The 20,399-nt window shown below is 36.0% G+C and carries 17 protein-coding genes, 1 rRNA gene and 1 other annotated feature; of the genes, 6 read left to right on the top strand and 12 right to left on the bottom strand.

What is annotated here, in order from left to right; translation table 11 throughout:
• From D2K60_RS05940 to D2K60_RS05920, 5 genes are all read right to left on the bottom strand, one after another.
• Positions 1-363, bottom strand: a 16S ribosomal RNA gene (locus D2K60_RS05940); the annotation flags it as partial.
• A 313-nt stretch (positions 364-676) separates the two neighbouring features.
• A complete protein-coding gene (gene leuS, locus D2K60_RS05935; protein ID WP_117169047.1) occupies positions 677-3,097 on the bottom strand; it encodes a leucine--tRNA ligase in 2,421 nt (806 codons plus the stop codon).
• An 81-nt stretch (positions 3,098-3,178) separates the two neighbouring features.
• Positions 3,179-3,406 (bottom strand) — a binding site (T-box leader).
• Between the two features lie 87 nt (positions 3,407-3,493).
• Entirely contained in the window at positions 3,494-5,143 is a 1,650-nt protein-coding gene (locus D2K60_RS05930; protein WP_117169046.1) for a methyl-accepting chemotaxis protein, read from the bottom strand.
• 10 nt (positions 5,144-5,153) lie between these two features.
• On the bottom strand, positions 5,154-6,125 hold the full coding sequence (locus D2K60_RS05925) for a BMP family lipoprotein (RefSeq protein ID WP_117169045.1): 972 nt from the start codon (positions 6,123-6,125) through the stop codon (positions 5,154-5,156).
• A gap of 115 nt (positions 6,126-6,240) precedes the next feature.
• The gene (locus D2K60_RS05920; protein ID WP_117169044.1) at positions 6,241-6,516 is read right to left on the bottom strand and encodes a DUF2524 family protein; all 276 of its coding nucleotides are present in this window, start codon (positions 6,514-6,516) and stop codon (positions 6,241-6,243) included.
• A 116-nt stretch (positions 6,517-6,632) separates the two neighbouring features.
• Here D2K60_RS05920 and mnmL point away from each other — a divergent pair, with 116 nt between their 5' ends.
• On the top strand, positions 6,633-7,592 hold the full coding sequence (gene mnmL / locus D2K60_RS05915) for a tRNA modification radical SAM protein MnmL/YtqA (RefSeq protein ID WP_117169043.1): 960 nt from the start codon (positions 6,633-6,635) through the stop codon (positions 7,590-7,592).
• Positions 7,589-8,170, top strand: a complete 582-nt coding sequence (gene mnmM, locus D2K60_RS05910) for a tRNA 5-(aminomethyl)-2-thiouridylate-methyltransferase MnmM (protein ID WP_117169042.1) — start codon at positions 7,589-7,591, stop codon at positions 8,168-8,170. Before mnmL ends, mnmM begins: the two co-directional genes overlap by 4 nt.
• Before the next feature lie 2 nt (positions 8,171-8,172).
• Here the strand turns inward: mnmM and D2K60_RS05905 are convergent, their stop codons facing one another.
• On the bottom strand, positions 8,173-9,252 hold the full coding sequence (locus D2K60_RS05905) for a tetraprenyl-beta-curcumene synthase family protein (protein WP_117169041.1): 1,080 nt from the start codon (positions 9,250-9,252) through the stop codon (positions 8,173-8,175).
• A gap of 1,002 nt (positions 9,253-10,254) precedes the next feature.
• Between D2K60_RS05905 and D2K60_RS05900 the strand changes: the two genes are divergently transcribed.
• The gene (locus D2K60_RS05900) at positions 10,255-10,989 is read left to right on the top strand and encodes a C39 family peptidase (protein WP_117169118.1); all 735 of its coding nucleotides are present in this window, start codon (positions 10,255-10,257) and stop codon (positions 10,987-10,989) included.
• Here D2K60_RS05900 and asnB read toward each other — a convergent pair.
• From asnB to D2K60_RS05885, 3 genes are all read right to left on the bottom strand, one after another.
• On the bottom strand, positions 10,970-12,886 hold the full coding sequence (gene asnB, locus D2K60_RS05895) for an asparagine synthase (glutamine-hydrolyzing) (RefSeq protein ID WP_117169040.1): 1,917 nt from the start codon (positions 12,884-12,886) through the stop codon (positions 10,970-10,972). The genes D2K60_RS05900 and asnB overlap by 20 nt on opposite strands.
• A 129-nt stretch (positions 12,887-13,015) precedes the next feature.
• A complete protein-coding gene (metK, locus tag D2K60_RS05890; RefSeq protein ID WP_117169039.1) occupies positions 13,016-14,215 on the bottom strand; it encodes a methionine adenosyltransferase in 1,200 nt (399 codons plus the stop codon).
• Positions 14,216-14,440: 225 nt separating this feature from the next.
• Positions 14,441-14,821 carry a thiol-disulfide oxidoreductase DCC family protein gene (locus tag D2K60_RS05885; protein WP_117169038.1) on the bottom strand — a complete coding sequence of 127 codons (381 nt, stop codon included), beginning with the start codon at positions 14,819-14,821 and terminating at the stop codon, positions 14,441-14,443.
• 137 nt (positions 14,822-14,958) lie between these two features.
• On the opposite strand from D2K60_RS05885, the gene D2K60_RS05880 reads away from it, so the two are divergent.
• The 3 genes from D2K60_RS05880 to D2K60_RS05870 are packed head-to-tail and all read left to right on the top strand — an operon-like array spanning position 14,959 to position 17,531.
• Positions 14,959-15,951 (top strand): ABC transporter substrate-binding protein, encoded by a 993-nt coding sequence (locus D2K60_RS05880; RefSeq protein WP_117169037.1) that lies wholly within the window; start codon positions 14,959-14,961, stop codon positions 15,949-15,951.
• Positions 15,952-15,964: 13 nt separating this feature from the next.
• Positions 15,965-16,747: an ABC transporter ATP-binding protein gene (locus D2K60_RS05875; RefSeq protein ID WP_117169036.1), complete on the top strand. Its 783-nt coding sequence runs from the start codon at positions 15,965-15,967 to the stop codon at positions 16,745-16,747.
• Positions 16,722-17,531 carry an ABC transporter permease gene (locus D2K60_RS05870; protein WP_117169035.1) on the top strand — a complete coding sequence of 270 codons (810 nt, stop codon included), beginning with the start codon at positions 16,722-16,724 and terminating at the stop codon, positions 17,529-17,531. The genes D2K60_RS05875 and D2K60_RS05870 overlap by 26 nt, the downstream gene beginning before the upstream one ends.
• A 45-nt stretch (positions 17,532-17,576) precedes the next feature.
• Here the strand turns inward: D2K60_RS05870 and ytkD are convergent, their stop codons facing one another.
• The 3 genes from ytkD to D2K60_RS05855 form a co-directional block, all read right to left on the bottom strand.
• On the bottom strand, positions 17,577-18,050 hold the full coding sequence (gene ytkD / locus D2K60_RS05865; RefSeq protein ID WP_117169034.1) for an RNA deprotection pyrophosphohydrolase: 474 nt from the start codon (positions 18,048-18,050) through the stop codon (positions 17,577-17,579).
• A 14-nt stretch (positions 18,051-18,064) separates the two neighbouring features.
• Entirely contained in the window at positions 18,065-18,694 is a 630-nt protein-coding gene (locus D2K60_RS05860; protein ID WP_117169033.1) for a hypothetical protein, read from the bottom strand.
• 850 nt (positions 18,695-19,544) lie between these two features.
• Positions 19,545-20,384, bottom strand: a complete 840-nt coding sequence (locus D2K60_RS05855; RefSeq protein WP_117169032.1) for an ABC transporter ATP-binding protein — start codon at positions 20,382-20,384, stop codon at positions 19,545-19,547.
• Positions 20,385-20,399 lie beyond the last annotated feature (15 nt).

Genomic DNA, 20,399 nt, shown 5'->3' with positions numbered 1-20,399 from the left:
AGTCTGGGCCGTGTCTCAGTCCCAGTGTGGCCGATCACCCTCTCAGGTCGGCTACGCATCGTTGCCTTGGTAGGCCATTACCCTACCAACTAGCTAATGCGCCGCGGGCCCATCTGCAAGTGACAGCTCAAAGAGCCGCCTTTCAACTTTCCTTCAGGTGAAGAAAAGTGTTATCCGGTATTAGCCCCGGTTTCCCGGAGTTATCCCAGTCTTACAGGCAGGTTGCCCACGTGTTACTCACCCGTCCGCCGCTCGGTCCACAAGTTTCACCCCGAAGGGATTCACTTGCTTCACGCGCTCGACTTGCATGTATTAGGCACGCCGCCAGCGTTCGTCCTGAGCCAAGATCAAACTCTCCATAAAATGCGAGCTTGCTGCTCAATTACTTAACTAGCTTGTTGTTTCTACTTACTTAACATACTGTGTGTTTCGTTCAGTTTTCAAAGATCAATTAAGTTGCCTAGTTCTCTGCGACAACAACTAAATATTATCATCAATACTGTCGTTTGTCAATAACCATTAATTGTTAACAGTTAGTATAAATGAACTGTGACAGCGAGATTAATAATACAGGTTAATCACAAAAAAGTCAACAGTATTATTAAACAACATAAGAGAGGTATTTGAATAGCATATAAGCATTCAAATACCTCTTGATAACTCAACTTTGGATCTTTTAATTAGCTACGATATTCACGAGTTTACCAGGAACAGCAATTATTTTTCGAACTGTTACGCCTTCTAAACGTTCCTTAATAGCTTCATTATCCAAAGCTTTCTTTTCTAATTCTTCTTTCGTTGCATCTTTATCAATAAACATTTTCGCTCTTACTTTACCCATTATTTGAATGACAATTTCCACTTCACTCTCTACAAGTTTCGCTTCATCAAATGTAGGCCATGATTGATAAGCAATTGTTTCTTCATTACCTAGTTTGCTCCATAACTCTTCTGCTAGATGTGGCGCTACTGGTGATAACAGCTTAACAAAACCTTCCGCATAGTTTTTCGGAATTTCTTCTGCTTTGTACGCTTCATTGATGAATACCATCATTTGTGAGATTCCAGTATTGTATCGAAGAGCCTCAAAGTTCTCTGTGACTTTTTTTACCGTTTCATGATAAACCTTTTCAAGCGAATCATTTTTTACATTATCAATTATTTTGTTAGATAATCCAGTTTCTTCGTCTGTAATAAACAACCGCCAAACACGGTCTAAGAAACGACGCGATCCATCTAAACCATTCGTTGACCACGCTATTGAAGCATCTAATGGACCCATAAACATTTCGTATAAACGAAGCGTATCCGCTCCATGGCTTTCTATAATATCATCTGGATTTACGACATTACCTTTTGATTTACTCATCTTTTCATTATTGTCACCAAGGATCATTCCTTGATTATACAATTTCATAAATGGCTCTTTCGTTGGTACGACACCAATATCATAAAGGAACTTATGCCAGAAGCGAGCATATAACAGATGTAAAACTGCGTGTTCTGCACCACCAATATATACATCAACAGGTAACCATTTTTTCAATGTGTCAAAATCAGCCAATTTATCCGTGTTATCTGGATCAATAAAACGCAAGAAATACCAGCAACTACCTGCCCATTGTGGCATCGTATTCGTTTCACGACGACCTTTCATTCCTGTTTCTGGATCTTCAACATGTACCCAATCAGCAATATTAGCTAATGGTGACTCACCTGTTCCAGAAGGCTTGATTTCAGTTGTCTTTGGAAGTACTAGTGGTAATTCTTCTTCAGGTATACCAGTAGTCGTTCCGTCTTCCCAATGAATGATTGGAATCGGCTCACCCCAATAACGTTGTCGACTAAATAACCAATCTCGTAGGCGATACGTTACTTTTTTCTCACCTTTTTTATTAGCTTCAAGCCATTCAATTGCTTTCGTTATACCATCCACTTTATTTAAACCATTAAGAAAATCTGAATTGATATGTGGACCGTCTCCAACAAATGCTTCTTCTTGAACATTTCCACCTTCGACTACTGGAACAATGGATAGATCAAATTTAACAGCAAACTCATAGTCACGTTCGTCATGTGCAGGTACAGCCATAATTGCACCGGATCCGTATGTCATTAAAACATAGTCTGCAACCCAAATCGGGAGTCTTTCCCCATTAATTGGGTTAATCGCATAAGCACCAGTAAATACACCTGATTTATCCTTTGCCAAATCTGTACGTTCTAAATCACTTTTCAGTTTAACTTGATTTATATAGCTGTCGACTGCAGACTTTTGATCTGCAGATACAATTTTATTTACTAATGGATGTTCCGGTGCTAAGACCGCATAAGTTGTACCGAATAATGTATCCGGTCTTGTTGTAAAGACATTAAATTTCTCTTCGAAATCAGCAATACTAAAAGTAACTTCAGCACCTTCAGATCTTCCAATCCAATTACGTTGCATGTCTTTAATACTCTCTGGCCAATCTAACTCTTCTAAATCTTCTAGTAGGCGATCAGCGTAAGCTGTTATTTTTAACATCCATTGTTTCATTGGTTTACGTTCTACTGGATGTCCTCCACGTTCACTTTTTCCATCAATAATTTCTTCATTTGCTAGCACCGTTCCCAGTGCCGGACACCAGTTAACTGCTACTTCGTCCACGTAAGCTAGACCCTTATCAAATAATTGCAAAAAGATCCATTGCGTCCATTTATAATAATTAGGATCTGTTGTGTTAATTTCTCGTTCCCAATCATATGAAAAACCTAATTCTTGAATTTGACGACGGAAAGTATCTATATTATGTTCCGTGAATTCAGCTGGATCATTTCCCGTATCTAATGCATACTGTTCCGCTGGTAATCCAAATGCGTCCCAACCCATTGGGTGAAGCACTTCAAATCCTTGCATCCGCTTCATTCTCGCTATGATGTCTGTTGCTGTATATCCTTCTGGGTGCCCTACATGTAAACCAGCGCCTGAGGGATATGGAAACATATCCAACACATACATTTTTTCTTTATCTGTTTTAGTGTTTGTTTTAAACGTTTTATTATCTAACCAGTAATTACGCCATTTTGTTTCTACTATTTTATGATCAAATGTCATTTTCCATCTTACCTCCTTCTACTTTTTACAAAAAATTATGTAAGAACCTATGTTCCGTATATAGAAAAACTCTCATCCCAAAACTAGGACGAGAGTCTATTTCCCGCGGTACCACCCAAGATTAACGTTTACGTATATTTCTAGTAAAGCGTCCACTTTGCTTCTTTAACGCAGAGCACGGCAGTAACTACTCTTGTTCATTACTGCAACATTAAAGGTGAGTTCATGAAGTACAAGAATAACTTTCACCAACCGTTATCTCTCTCACACTTGTTTGACTTCATTACTAGTCCTCATCATTGTCATTTCATCTTATTGTATTCGTATTGTAAAAAAACCGTTACAATTTGTCAAGTCTTCCTATACCTACGCAAACATTCCATTATATAAATGCTATTATAACGTAAATTCTTCAACAGTTCCATTTAATTCATCAGTTAACGCCCGTAATTCCGTTACTTTTTCGACAACATTCCTAAATGCGCCTAACTGTTCTTGTGTAGAAGCAGCAATTTCTTCATTTCCAGAAGCTGTTTGTTCAACTACTGCACTAATACTTTCCACACTTTCTAGGACATTACTTCCTAATCCTTTTGAGTGTTCAATCCCTTTTAATAATTCCTTTAATTTATCAGTTATCGCTGTTACTTTTTCATCAATCGCACTAAAAGAAGTATTTGTTGTTTCCATTGATGCTTTTTCCTTTTTGGCGATAGAAGCACCCTGATCAACTGCTGAGGTAATATCTTCTATTCCTGTTTCAATTGATGTCACCATATCAAATATTTGAGTTGTTGCTACTGTTGTTTCCTCTGCTAATTTCCGTACTTCATCGGCAACAACTGCGAATCCTTTACCAGCTTCTCCAGCACGCGATGCCTCTATTGCAGCATTAAGTGCTAATAAATTTGTTTGTTTCGCTATCTCAGAAACGGTATTTGCCATTGATTCTATTTTTTTTGTAGATTCAATAAAGGACTGTGTTGCACCTTGAATATTTTCGGTTGTTTTTGCATTATCTTCTATTAACTCACGTTGCTCATTAATAGCTTTTAAACCAGCTCTAACTGCGTCCATTGCTTCTTTTCCAAAATGAACAGATTGCTCAGTATATTGAACATTAGTAGTAAAAGCACTATCCATTTGTTCTACTTTAGTAACTGCATCTTGTAAATCAGATGAAATAGTTTGTGTTCCTTGAGCTAATTCATCCGTTGATGCTGCTACTTGTTTATTAATTTCTGTTACTGTTCCATTTTCTTTTTCAATGTCTATCGCAAATCCTTCCACCTTTTTACTAACTGTTCCGATTGAAGATAGTAGTGTACGAATTTGGTCTATCATTTGTGTAAATGATTGATTTAATCGTCCTAATTCATCTGTTTTATTATAATCAATAGCTTCGATTGCTAATTTACCTTGTGCTACTTCATTTGCATTATCTGCTAGATGTTTCAATGTATTCGTAATTGGTCCTGTTATACGATTTGATACGATTAATGAAATTACAAGTAAGATAATAACACTAATTACTGAAGCGACAATTATAAATTGTACTTTTTGCTCTAATCTAACAAGCGAATTTTGGTAATCCTCTTCTGCATTCAGTTGGAGCATGTAAACATCATTTTCAATACCTGCGAGTCGTGCTGCTTGTTTATCAGCTGCGTTACTTTCTCCAGCTGTTAACGCCTCAATTGTTGGTGTTTTCCAACTTCCAAATTTATCGGTTATTTTATTGATATATTCTTGAATTTGATCATCAATTGCTAATGCATTTAATTGCTCAATTAACCTTTCACTTTCTTCTATTGTGGAGGTAGTTTCTTGTACTAAAGCATTTGAACGTGTTGTTGAGAAACTATTTAGATTCTGTTGTGTTGAATGAATTTCTGATTTAAACCTCTCAATGGTAACTAACGCATCAACTTGATTTTCATTTGAAGATTGTATTTGTAACATATTTATAATTATAAAAGCTATAATAGCTATTGCTAAGATAACTGTTGTCATTGTATTAATCAGTAACTTCTTCTTAATCGACATAATATCCCTCCTATTGCTGTGCTAACTCTTCTGTTGCTGATTCAATTTCCGCTTTTATGTTTTCTGGAAAATCTGCGATACGTAAAGGTGCTAGACCAACACCTTCATTACCAAGCCCGAATTCAAGTGTTCCTTGTTCGATTGTTTCTCCATTTACTAAATTCTCTGCTAATTGATAAATTGCACGGTCAATATTTTTCATTACAGACGTTATGACTGCACCTTCTGCATGAAAAAATTGATCAGTATCAACTCCAACAGCGTAAATATTTTGGTCTTGGGCTTCTTTTAACACACCAACACCAGTAAAACCTGCTGCTGCAAAAAGGATATCCGCATCTTGATCAATCATTTCTTTTGCTAAACTTGCTCCCAATTTATCATCACCATATGTACCAGCATAAGCTTTATCTATTTCTATATCAGGATTGACTGATTTAGCACCTGCTTCAAATCCATTATAAAAGTTTTGAATTAATGGAACATCTTCTCCACCAATAAAACCAATATGATCAGTTGTTGTTGTATGTGCAGACACGATACCTGCTAAATAGCTTGCTTGGTCAACTTTAAATGTGACAGATGTTACATTTTCTAGTTCAGACACGGAATCAATTAAGATAAACTGTTGATCTGGATACTCTTGTGCAACTATTTCTAAATCCTCTTGTACCATGTATCCAAGTCCAATAATTAAATCATTATCTTGTGCTACTAACTCACGCAATCCTTGTTCATAGGTTTCTGTAGTCTCAATTTCACGGTAATCGAAGACAATATCTAATTCATCTCTAGCTTGCATTAAACCATTAAAAGCTAAGTCACTAAATGATTGGTCACCTAACCCTACATCAGATAACATAATACCAATTTTCACTTTACCAGTACTTGCGTCTGTTTCTTCTTGTTGCGAACATCCTATTAACACGATAAAACTCATTATTATAAGTACTAACATGCTAAAAAATCTCTTGTTGTGCATTACTATTCCCCCTACTTGGATAAAATTACATACTTATTACTCTTATATCGGAAGAAAAAAATAAATATAAATATTTTTTAAAAAAACCCTTTCTATATAGAAAGGGTTTAATTTTTTAATTGTGTAAATCGTTCTCATCAAGAATCATATCGTTCCAATAATCCGTAACTTGAAGATGGACTCGATGTAATTGCTCCTTTTGTTGATGATTCGCACTTAACATCATTTTTTCTATCTCTGTATCCATATTTGATAATTCTATTTGTGCTTCGGAATAATCAGTATCCATCCTGTATCCATTTCGATTTGCTTTATCTAATTGCTGTTTGGCTGCTTCAAGTGTTTCTTCAGCTTTTGTAATTAAATCATCCATTGACTGTCTTGTTGCCATAACATCATCTCCTATTTATTTTAATTGATTTAAGACATACCGCGACCCAAAATATCACTTCATGCTACAATAAGAAATGATATTTATTATTGTACCAACATAAAGGAGTTTTTATTTTGCAAAACCCATTTCCATATTCATTCGACCAAAAGCGCTATCACGCATGGAATTATCATTTAAAAAACACTTTTGGTGAAAAGATATTTAAAGTACCGCTTGATGGCGGATTTGATTGCCCAAACCGTGATGGCACTGTAGCACATGGCGGATGTACGTTTTGCTCTGCTGCTGGAAGTGGAGACTTCGCTGGGGATCGTATAGATGATTTAGAAACACAATTTAATGAAATTAAAGAAAAGATGCACGATAAATGGAAAGATGCAAAATACTTAGGCTATTTCCAGGCTTATACAAATACACACGCACCAGTAAAAGAGCTACGTGAAAAGTTTGAAGTTATTTTAAAACAAGATGGTGTCGTTGGTCTTTCTATCGCTACTCGTCCAGATTGTTTACCAGAAGATGTCGTCGAATATTTAGCTGAACTAAATGAACGCACCTATTTGTGGGTTGAATTAGGTATGCAAACGATTCACCAAGAAACATCCGACTTAATAAATCGTGCGCATGATATGGAAGCTTATCTAGAAGGTGTTTCAAAATTACGAAAACATAACATTCGTATTTGCACCCATATTATTAATGGTTTACCTGGAGAAACACATGAAATGATGCTAGAGACTGCAAAAGCTGTTAGTCAAATGGATGTGCAAGGCATTAAAATTCATCTTATGCACTTATTAAAGGGAACACCTATGGTAAAACAGTATGAAAAAGGCAAACTTCAATTTTTAAACAGAGATGATTATGTCAAGCTTGTTGTTGATCAGTTAGAATTGTTACCAGAAGAGATGATTATCCATCGCATCACTGGAGATGGACCACCTGAATTATTGATCGGGCCAATGTGGAGCATGAATAAATGGGAAGTTTTAAATACGATTGATGCAGAATTAGTACATAGAAACACATGGCAAGGCAAATTCTATGACCAGCAAACAAGGGTTATCTTATGATTAAACGCGTTATATCATACGGGCATGAATTAATCTGTCATGCAATTCAACAAGGAGAGAGCGTTGTTGATGCCACTTGTGGAAATGGGAATGACACAATTATGCTCAGTCAAGCAACAGGACCAAATGGCCATGTTTATGCTTTTGATATTCAATTACAGGCGATTGAACAAACAAAAACAAGACTTGAAGAAAGCAACAGTTCAAATGTTACTTTAATCCATGATGGGCACGAAAACGTGGATAATTATTTACCAAAAGAATTAACAGGGAAGCTAGCTGGAGCTATTTTTAATCTTGGCTATTTGCCTGGTAGTGACAAACAAATCATCACAACACCAACGCATACTATTGCAGCGATAGATAAACTTATCGATTATCTTAAACCCGAGGGAATTATTGTCTGTGTCGTTTATTATGGACATGCGGGTGGAAATGATGAGAAGAACACCTTACTCGATCACTTATCTAGTTTTGATCAAAAGTATTTTCAAGTATTGCAGTATGGATTTGTTAATCAAAAAAATAACCCTCCTTTTATTCTTGCCATTGAAAAAAAACAAACCTCACAGAAGTAGTATTATACTTCTTGAGGTTTGTTTTTTAATCGATTGTATACCTTTATATTCAGATGAAAAAAGGCTGATCTTATTCCGCTTGCATGTAGCAACAGCTTAGTGATTTCTTTTCCGTTCTTTAATTGTTTCACTTTTGGATCTGCTAAATACAATCCAACTAGACCATTATGAATCATTTCGTGAAAATGGTGATGCGGTAACAACTGGACACTTTTATTTGTCTGGCGAATGAAATATAATAAACGCTCCTTCAAATGCGACTCGTCTTCGTAGTAATTACAAAAGTTTAAGTCACCTTCCACCAAATCTTCTTGTTGATCAATATAATAATCCAATAAAATGTGTAGTCCTTGCATAAACGGGAAATAGCTATCAAATATTTTTTTTGCTAATACCTCATCCATCTCCTCATTCATGGCATAAGAAACCATACAAAATATCCCTAATGTCGACCCGCTTGAAGCTGAAAATTCATACCAACTTAATGATGGTGACATCTCCTTACACGTTTTAAACCAGTTTTCTAATCTAGGAATACGTTCTTCTTTTTTAACATGCTTATGTACTTGTAAGTCACTATATAGCTGTTCCAACTGTAAAAGGTATTCTTTCATGAGTGGATACTGAGGTAATACACGCAATGCATTCTGACATGTCTTTACTAAATCAACGAGATAATCATCATCGCTTTGATCTTCTCGGTGACAATAGTAATTTTGCACATCATTATCTGGTGATAAAGCATCTTCCATCGCTTGATGTAACATGCGAAAATCAACTGGATCTAATGATGTGCTACGATCACATAAATTATCTAAGTAATCACTAATCGTTTGGTAAGCAACAATAAATCGAACGGCTTCATTCCAATTTAATCCTGCTAAAATGCTATAAACACTGCCACCTTGGCAATGAAACTTCTTAGCACTAATGCTCGCTAGTGCTTGCTCACGTAATTCTGCATTAGGAATACGCTCCGCTCTTTCTTTCCAATATGTTAACTCCTCGTTTACCTTAGGAAAAATTTTTCTGAAGACCGAGCGCATTAAAAATGGTGCTGACCGTGGAATATGATAACCCATTTTGCCACTCCTCATTTCTTTATTTCTTAGACTCATTTCATAGTTGCCTCTAAACATCGTAGTAGATAGAAACTGCGACGTAACTTCCTTACCCGCTATGTCAGCAAATGGGCTCCCTTTCTGTGGGCACAGCCTCAGCTAACTTTGTAAAGAAAAACACTTTACAAAGTGGATCTTCGGCTTGTGCTGTTCCCACTAGAGTGTCACCCATTTGCTTCCTTCGCTGGATAGCGTATCTTTGTGACAAATATCATTATTATTATATAACGAAGCAATTTATCTCTATAATTATCACGGTATAAGAAACTAGCGTATCAAGTGAAATTGACGACACTCCTGCAGGAACAGCACGGGCTGAAGATCCACTCGGAAAGCGTCCTTTGCTTATCCGAGTTAGCTGAAGCCGTGCCTGCGGAAAGGGAGTCAATTTCACTTGATAAGCGGGGCGGGAAATTCAGTTACGTCGTAGTAGATGGAAACTGCGACTTATTGAAGCTTTCTTACCTACTATGTCACAAATTGGTTATAATTTCCTTTTACAACTTCTACTCTTGCTGTTCCACTGGACAAGGAAAGTTTCGACAGCGATACATCGCACGAAATATAATAGGCTAAGCTTCTCCTAGCCGCTAACTAGCGCAAGCCTTTGCTGACGAAGCAGGTATCAAACACGTTACGTCATAGTTTAGAGATTTTAGCCAAGCAACAATCTAAATTTATTGAGCTACTTTTTTTACATTATATCATCAATTTTTGCCCTTTGTTTTCACTCTTAGACAAAATCTTTTAAATATATTGGTTATGTTTGACGATACTAACATTATACGAACGTTTATTTGAAAGGAGAATATCATTGTGTTGCTCATTGTTCTTCTTACTATAAGTATAAGTTTAACATTATTGTTGGTTTATTATGCAAAACACACACTCTCTAAGATTCATTTTTATGCTTTTCGAATATACAGTATTTTATTTGGAATATGCAGTATCACACTTATCCTTATGCTATTTAATACAAATAAATTGGAGTTATCTAATTGGTTAGAACCACTTACAACTTCAAAAAATATTACCTATGCTCAAGAAAAAGAAAGCTTGATATTGGATCCTATAGTAGAAAATGAACCTATTCATGATGCTTTTCAAATTGATGTACCCGTAATAGGACAATATCCGCAATTACCACGCGGATGCGAAGTTACAAGCTTAGCAATGCTTTTAAACTATGCTGGTATTAATGTAGATAAAATGGAATTAGCCACTGAAATAAGAAAAGACTCAACACCATACAAAGAAACAAAACAACAGATTTATTTTGGTAATCCTAATCAAGGATTTGTCGGTGATATGTATGACTTGTCTAATCCAGGTTATGGTGTATACCATGAACCCATTGCAGATTTAGCTAAAAAGTATCTTAATGATAGCGTTCATGACTTTAGTGGTTCATCGTTTGATCAAATTCTTTATTATATAAGTCAAGGACAGCCTGTTTGGGTCATTACAAATGCAACATTTGAAAAGTTAGCTCCTAATGCGTTTCAAAAATGGGAGACACCTCAAGGTCCTGTCAGCATTACGATGCGCGAACATTCCGTTTTGGTTACTGGTTATGATCAAGAATATATCTATTTTAATGATCCACTAAATGCAACAAAAAGAAAAGTATCCATTACCTCTTTTGAAGAAGCATGGATACAGATGGGACGGCAAGCTATTACGATTCTACCGGAATAAGCTTGCTTTTATTTTTAATTCCTTCTTGAAATTTCTCTACGTCATACTTTCCTTCCACATAGATTTGGTGCCACAGCATAAAAATGAGTACAGTCCAAATCTTTCTACTATAATCTGCTTTTCCTGAACAATGATCTTCTAGTAAATCTAATACATAATCTTTCTTTAGCAGATGATCTGTTTGGCTATCTTTTATTAACGTTTTTGCCCAATCGTTTAATTCGTTTTTTAACCAATGACGAATTGGTACGGGGAATCCAAGCTTTTTGCGGTTTAATACATCATCAGGCACAAACCCCCTCGATGCTTCACGCAATATCTGTTTTGTTGTCCCATTAGCAATCTTCAGGTCCACAGGTAATTCACTCGCCACTTTAAAAACTTCCTTATCTAGAAATGGTACGCGAAGTTCTAACGAATTTGCCATCGTCATGCGATCTGCCTTTAATAATATATCACCACGCAACCATGTTTGAATATCAATATATTGCATTTGATTAACAGGATCTTGTCCTCTTACATCCTCATAAAATGGGGCTGTTATTTGTTGATACGTACTGTTCGGATTATAATTTTGTAACAATGCACTTTTTTGATTATTTTCAAACATTTTTGCATTTCCTATATAACGCTCTTCTAATGGTATTGTTCCTCTTTCCAGATAACTTTTCCCACGTACTCCTTCTGGTAATATACCTGCCAATTGGTTTAATAAACGATTGACTGTATTAGGCAGGTATTCAAAGCCTTTAAGTGCTTTTGGTTCCCGGTAAATATTATATCCACCAAATAATTCATCAGCACCCTCACCCGAAAGAACAACCTTGACATGTTTACGCGCTTCTCTTGCAACAAAATATAACGGTACACATGCTGGATCTGCAAGTGGGTCATCCATGTGCCAAATGATTTTCGGCAAATTCTCCACATATTCTTCTGGTGTAATCATATATGAAATATTCTCTACATTTAGTTTATCCGCTGTTTCTTTTGCCAGATCAACTTCTGAATAACCTGCTTGTTCAAAACCAACTGAGAACGTTTTAATATTCGGGTTGAATTGCTTAGCAATTCCAACTATTAAAGAAGAATCAATTCCACCAGATAAGAAGGATCCTACTGGAACGTCACTACGCATATGAACACCAACTGAATCAATCATTGTTTTCTGTATACGCTCAATCCATTCTGATCGTTCCATACTTACTGGTTGGAAATTAGCTTTCCAATAACAATAAAAACGGATTTGTTCATCTGGCTTTTTAATAAAATAATGTCCAGGTTCTACTTTATAAATATCTTTCGTCATAGATAACGGCTCTGGTACAAATTGAAAACTCAAGTAATGTTGCAAGGCTTCTACATCCACTTCTTCCGCACCATTATAATACGTGAGGCTTTTTTTCTCTGAAGCAAATAAAGTTCCTTCGTTTGTATTTGTATAATACAATGGTTTAATTCCAAAGGGATCTCTAGCACCATACAATGTTTCTACTTGCTTATCCCAGACTAATATCGAAAACATACCCCTAAAGTATTGAAATGCTTCTTCACGATGAGTGGAAAACATAGCAATTACTACTTCTGTATCCGAGTCTGTCTCAAACGTATAGCCTTTGTTTATTAACTGTTCACGCAATTCTACATAATTATAAATTTCTCCATTGTAGACCATACAATATCTATCATCATCGTAGGTAAATGGTTGATGTCCATTATCAATATCAATAATACTTAGACGACTAAAACCAAATGATACATAGTCATCATGGTAGTACCCTTCATCATCCGGACCTCTATGTTGTATAAAAGAATTCGCTTGCTCAAACCATTCTTTATTTTCCTCGTTTGTTATACTTGTTGCATTATTTCGAATCATTCCGATAAACCCGCACATATAATCCCCTCTAATCTTCCTTTTTAAAATATATACAGTAGACGTAGGGTTTCAAAATTAGTTACATTTTTTTCAAAAAAAAAAAAAAAAACACTAGATAATTTATCTAGTGTTTTTCATTCTTGTTATTTATTTTTTTACATAGGATTGTAATGCTTCAATTTTATCTGTTTGCTCCCAAGGAAACTCGATATCTGTTCGACCAAAATGTCCGTATGCAGCAGTATCTCGATAAATAGGTCTGCGTAAATCAAGCATCTTAATAATACCCGCTGGTCTTAAATCAAATAACGCTCTAACAGCTTCTACTAATTTTTCTTCACTAACTTGACCACTATCAAACGTATTAATAGCAATTGAAACTGGCTCTGCGACACCAATCGCATAAGCTAACTGTACTTCACAAGCATCAGCAAGCTTAGCAGCAACTATGTTCTTTGCGACATAACGTGCTGCATATGCTGCAGAACGATCTACCTTTGTTGCATCTTTACCACTAAATGCTCCACCACCATGTCGAGCGTAACCGCCGTATGTGTCTACGATAATCTTTCTACCTGTTAGTCCTGCATCACCTTGTGGTCCACCGATAACAAATCGACCAGTAGGGTTAATAAAATACTTTGTGTCGTCATCTAATAATTCCACTGGCACGATTGGTTTAATAACATGTTCTTTTAAATCAGCCTGAATTGTTTCCAATTCAATATCTGGGTGATGTTGTGTTGAAATAACGATTGTATCAATTCGTAAAGGCTTATTGTTCTCGTCATATTCTACTGTTACTTGTGTCTTTCCATCTGGACGTAAATATCCCACCGTTTTATCTTTTCTTACATCAGCAAGGCGTTTAGACAGCTTATGCGCTAGCGCTATAGGTAAGGGCATCAATTCAGGTGTTTCATTATTGGCATAACCAAACATAAGACCTTGATCCCCTGCTCCAATGGATTCAAGCTCATCATTCGTCATATTTCCTTCTCTTGCTTCTAGTGCTTGGTCAACTCCACCAGCAATATCTGATGATTGCTCATCAATTGCTGTCAGTACTGCACACGTTTCAGCATCAAAACCATATTTAGCTCTTGTATAACCGATTTCTTTGATTGTTTTTCGCACAATCTGTGGAATGTCAACGTAAGTAGAAGTAGTTATTTCTCCTGCCACTAAGACTAGACCTGTTGTTACAATTGTTTCACACGCTACCCGTGCATTTGGATCATGTGTTAATATCTCATCAAGAATCGCATCAGAAATTTGATCACTAATTTTATCTGGGTGTCCTTCTGTTACTGATTCCGAGGTGAATAATCGACGATTTGCAGTCATTCTGCTAAATCTCCCCTTCCTAAATCACTTGCCCGACCATTTTTATGTCGAATAGATCTATTTTACGTCTTCTTTTTTTGAACTGCAATAGTTATTTTAACTTTAAAAGTGCTGCATATCCATTATCAAGCACCAATTAAAGGAATGCTACTTTATTTAATGGAAGGTGTTCGAATGTTATCGTAACGGAACCAATAACAGTTGTCAATAAAACAAGCCAAATTATTAGTGAATTCGACACGTGCCATCTTCACATTTATTTTTAAATAAACGATAACGATTTTTAGCAACCCACCGATATATCGGATTTCCAATCAAATCGGCTTTTGGTATATAGGCAAGTGCTCCCAGCCAAAATGTTAGAACACAACGAAGCAAAACAAAACGAACTGCATAAAAACCAGTTAAAGTTTCACCCGTTTTCTTTCTTAAATGAATCTCTCCTGCCAATTCTTGTTTCTCCTCAACAGATAGATCATTTTTTTCTTGATAAGATTGTAAGGATTGCCATTCAAATACATTAAACCAGTCTAGTGTGTTTATGATTTTCTTACTTTGCTTACAGAGGTAACAGAATTGATCGTACAAAATAATATTCTTAGACATTTTTAGCCTCCTTACTTTACTTTTCCACTACTATACCATTATTAATCATTTTTTTCGGAAACTTACACTTATAGGCAGGCACACATTTTCCGCCCATGAATAAAGTAAATAAAGACATTTTAAAAGGGGATAAAATAATGAAAAAATGGTTGGTATATCTTATATTACTTCTATCGTTAGTAGTATTTAGTGCCTGTTCAGATAGTAGTTCAACACTTACAAAAATTAAGGTTGCAGAAGTTACGCGCAGTATCTTTTATGCACCACAATATGTGGCACTCGAGGAAGGTTTTTTCGAAGAAGAGGGACTAGACGTCGAACTACAAACAATTCCTGGTGGGGATAAGGTTATGACTTCCATCTTGTCTGATAACTCCGACATCGGTCTTGTTGGATCGGAAACATCCATCTATGTTGGTGCGCAAGGTTCTGAAGATCCTATTATTAATTTTGCACAGTTAACGCAAACAGACGGCACATTTCTTGTAGCACGGGAACCGAATGATGATTTTTCGTTTGAAGATTTAAAAGATAGTGACTTTTTGGGGCAACGAAAAGGTGGCATGCCACAAATGGTTGGAGAATACGTCTTAAAACAAAATGGAATCGACCCACAGAATGATTTAAATTTAATTCAAAACATTGACTTCGCTAATATAGCTAGCTCTTTCTTATCTGGTACAGGTGATTATGTTCAACTATTTGAACCAATCGCAAGTCAATTTGTGCAAGATGGGAATGGTCATATCGTTGCTTCTTTTGGTGAAGAATCGGGTCATGTTCCTTATACCGTATTTATGGCTAAGCAAAGTTTTCTAGAAGAGAATGAAGAAGCAGCAATCAAATTTGCACGCGCAATTTACAAGGCCCAGCAATTTGTGCAAGAACATGAAGCGGAAGAAATTGCTGAAATAGTTAAGCCTTATTTTGAGGAAACCGACATTGCGTTATTAGTTTCTTCGGTAGAGCGTTACAAAACACAAGGTTCTTTTGCCGAAAATCCTCTTTTAGATGAAGAAGAATGGAATAACTTAAAGTCCATTATGGATGAATCTGGGGAATTACCAGCAGATATTATGCATGATGAATTAGTGAACACCGAAATAGCTAAAGAGGTCATGGACGAATAGGGAGGTTTTGTGCTTGGGTTTTTTACAAATAAAGCAGATCTCACATTATTACTTTAACCGAGAAGGTTATACAAAAGCATTAAATAATATCTCTTTTTCTGTTGATGAGGGCGCATTTATTTCCTTGCTAGGACCGAGCGGCTGTGGTAAAAGTACCCTGTTATCTATTATAGCAGGTATTATTGCTCCAACTCACGGTGCTATTACGCTTCAACAGCAGAACTTAATTAAAAACCGCTCAGAAATCGGCTATATGCTTCAACAAGATTATCTTTTTCCTTGGAAGACCATTTTAGAAAATACGTTAATTGGCCCAAAAGTGCAGCACAATCAAGATAAAACTACCATTGAAAGGGCGAAAAGTCTTTTGAAAGAAATGGGTCTTGAAGATGTGACAGATGCTTATCCAAGTAGTCTTTCTGGCGGGATGCGTCAACGAGTTGCACTCATTCGCACGCTTCTAACAGAGCCAAAATTACTTTTACTTGATGAACCATTTTCGGCACTTGATTTTCAATCAAAATTAAAATTAGAAGATTTGGTTTCTAACTTATTAAAAAGCTATCACAAAACGTCTATTCTCGTCACACATGATATTGGTGAGGCTATTGCAATGAGTGATCAAATTTACCTCATGCGGGCAAACCCTGGTGAGATCAACCAACAATTTGAAGTTCCAGTTGAAGTACGGAATTTAACGCCCTTTGAGGCAAGAAAGCATATCAAATATCAAATCTTGTTTGATCGGATATGGGAGGAGTTGAATAGCCTTGAGTCAAAAGCAACAGTCCGATAATAGTCTATTTCTAAACCATATTAAAAATTTGAAATCCGATCGCAGAAATACGTTATATTGGCAACTGTTTATTTTAATTGTTTTTATCATAACCTGGGAAGCAACTAGCAGATTAGCATGGATAGACCCGTTAATTTTCAGTTCACCTTCTAAAGTTGCAAGCATGCTTTTAACAAATTTAGCTGATGGCTCACTCTGGTTTCATTTACAGATCACTCTTTTTGAAACAATTGCTGGGTTTCTTGTTGGAACAATACTTGGGATACTTTTAGCATTTTTATTATGGTATTCAGAGAAACTTTCTGACATCCTTGATCCTTATCTTGTTATACTAAACGCCTTACCTAAAGTAGCTTTAGGACCAATTATAATTGTTGCTTTAGGACCGGGTTATTTCTCTATTATTATGATGGGTGCGATTATCTGTTTTATTATCACAGCACTCGTGGTATACAGTGCATTTAGGGAAGTTGATCCTAACTATTTAAAAGTACTGCAAAGCTTCGGTGCGACGAAATGGCAATGCTTTAAAGAAGCAGTCTTTCCAGCTTCTTTTCCCGCAATGATTTCAACATTCAAAGTAAATGTTGGATTGTCATGGGTAGGTGTCATTGTAGGAGAGTTTCTTGTTGCTTCAAAAGGACTTGGTTATTTAATTGTTTATGGGTTCCAAGTGTTTAACTTCACCCTTGTGCTTTATAGTTTGGTCGTTATCGCTATTTTAGCCTCGCTTATGTATCAAGGGGTAGAAAGATTAGAGAAGTGGTTAATCAAAAAAAGTTAAGTACACAAAAGCCGTCCTGATTGCTTAAAAGCATCTGGGACGGCTTTATGAGTCAACTAATTCTTGTACCCGCTCTAAACTGTATGGTAGTACTTTATCTTTCATCATAAAACTAAAAGCGGGATTTGTGCGTAACTTTTCAGGAAGTTCTTTGTACAATACTGGTCCTTCTGTTTCAAAATAACTAGCTTGCTTTGGTAACGAGTCAATTACGGCAAAATAAATATTTTTTACGACATCTTCACTTTTGCCTTTCACATAATATTGGCCAATATAGGTTAGAGAATGAACCCTTCCGCCTGTTTCTTCTTTCACTTCTCGAATTGCAGCTATTTCAGCTGTTTCTCCTGGTTCAACTTTCCCACCTGGAAACTCAATTCCTCGTTCCTTATGCTTGGTTAATAACCATTGCGTTTCCCATCGACAAATTACCCAGACGTGTTTCGGATCTTTTTTGAATGGGTGATCATCGAATGACAATTTAACTTCATTGTGATAATAATCGTAGAATATTTTCATACTTACCGCTACCTTTATACTTGATTTGTTTCCATTGTATCATTATTTTGATCATTATGATTAATATTTGTTATCTTCCAACCTTCTTCATTGTATGTTAACTCGATTTCAATTGTATATGCACCATACAAATCACTTTGATTCTGTTGCGTGATTTTCACTTTGTTTTCTCCTGTACTTTCTTTTTGATACGGTTGAGATTCGATAAACCAAGGTGGTGTTTCTGTCGGTATGATATACAAACCATCTTCTTTTTCTTCATAGTAATGCGACACATATTCTGTTGCAATTTCCTCTGTTGTAGTATCTTTGAATTTATCGATTAATTCTACTTTAGTCTCTATTCCATTAACTTTATATTGCTGATCAACATCTTGAACAAGAATGTCCATAAATGTATTGGTAATATCAATAAGTTCATTATGCTCTAAAGTTGGTGTTTTTATATCTTCTTGAGAACTTGCTAATCGATTAGCTTCAACATTTGTTGCTTCTTCCTTTTTTAGTACCTGATTAGCACTCAATTCTTTTGATGTAACTGATTCTGTTGTAATATCTCCATTAGTTTGTCCTTGATAAGAAAATAAAAACAGTGGAATAATTGCCGTAAAAGCTAATAGTACTTTTAGTTTCTCCCGTTTCATTTCCTCACCTCCCATCTGTTGTTAATATACCTTTCCTTTTTATATGTTAGATCAAACATTTTTATTAATTTTTTTGTGTTGCTTTTAATATATAAACGTCTCACAAGATGAAATAGTTTCATTTATTTTTAAGACTGTTTTCTAAAAGCTTATTGTTTATTCTAAATTTCTATAAACTACGGCGTAACATTGTTACCGACTACCTCAATAATTTACTGATTTCTATCACACTACGGTAGCAAATGGTCTCCCTTTCCGTGGGCACAACCTCAGCTATCTATAGAAGCAAAGACCGCTTCTATAGAGGATCTTCGGTTTGTGCTGTTCCCACAGGAGTGTCAACCATTTGCTACCTTCGCTGGATAGTGTATCCTTGTATTATACAATCACTTTTTATTGTTTCTAGCTCATGTTTTAGATACCCATTAATTAAAAATAATAGAGGCTTATACGCAATTATAATTAGCGGACTAAAACCAGTGGATCAAGCGAAATGGGAGAGACTCCTGCAGGAACAGCGCGATCTGAAGATCCACTTCGGAAAGCGCTTTTTGCTTAACGAAGTTAGCTGAAGACGTGCCTGCGGAAAGGGAGCCCATTTCGCTTGAGGAGCGGGACATAAATTCTATTGTATTGCACTTTATATAAAGTTTGTTATATGTTACGACGGAGTTTCTCTCGCTTCCGTCGAATTATTTCTCAAGCTCTCACGTCCGTATATTGTAAAGCAAAGACATTTGCGAAAAGAGTTATTTTTAAAAAGAATAAGCTTAACTAGTGTCTTAGGTTTTTCGAGGTTTCCTACACTAACAATAGAAAAAGCGACTATCTAAGATAGTCGCTTTCTAGTTTATTGTGCTTGTGCTGTTTTCTTTTGGGACTCTGCTACTACTTCTTTTATTAAACAACGACCGCGTCCGTGTGGAATACACATTGGTGTACCGAAAACCGGATCATAGGTTACGTCACATCTCATTTGAAATACATCATGAACCATATTGCAACTAATGATTTCTTCTGGTTTTCCTTGTACATGAACTTTTTTATCTTTAATCGCAACTATATGGTGAGCATAACGACAAGCAAGATTCAAATCGTGTAATACCATCACAATGGTACTGTTATGCTTTTCATTTAATTCAAATAATAAATCAAGGACCTCAATTTGATGAGTCATATCTAAATAAGTAGTTGGCTCATCTAATAAAATAGTGTCCGTTTTTTGTGCTAAAATCATTGCAATCCAAGCACGTTGGCGTTGTCCGCCTGATAACGAATCAACTGCACGATCTCTTAAATCTAACATATTGGTTGATTCTAACGCTTCATTTACAGCATCTTCATCTTCACCAGACCATCTATTAAACATGCTTTTATATGGATGACGTCCTTGTTTAACTAAATCCTCAACTGTCAGACCTTCTGGACTTATCGGACTTTGCGGAAGAATAGAAAGTTGCTTTGCTACTTCTTTCGTAGGCATTTTTGCAATATTTTCCCCGTTAAGAACAACTCCGCCTTCTTTTGGCTTTAACAGTCTTGCCATTGAACGAAGCAAAGTCGATTTACCGCAACCATTTGCACCGATGAAAACTGTGATTTCACCTTTAGGTACAGTCATATTTAAATCATCTATAATAATATCATCACCGTAACCTAGTGTTAAATCTTTCGTAGCGATCGTTTCCATATGCAATCTCTCCCT

Source organism: Paraliobacillus sediminis, assembly GCF_003426055.1.
The sequence above is the reverse complement of the archived record's forward strand: the minus strand, read 5'-3'. Positions and strand labels throughout refer to the sequence as shown.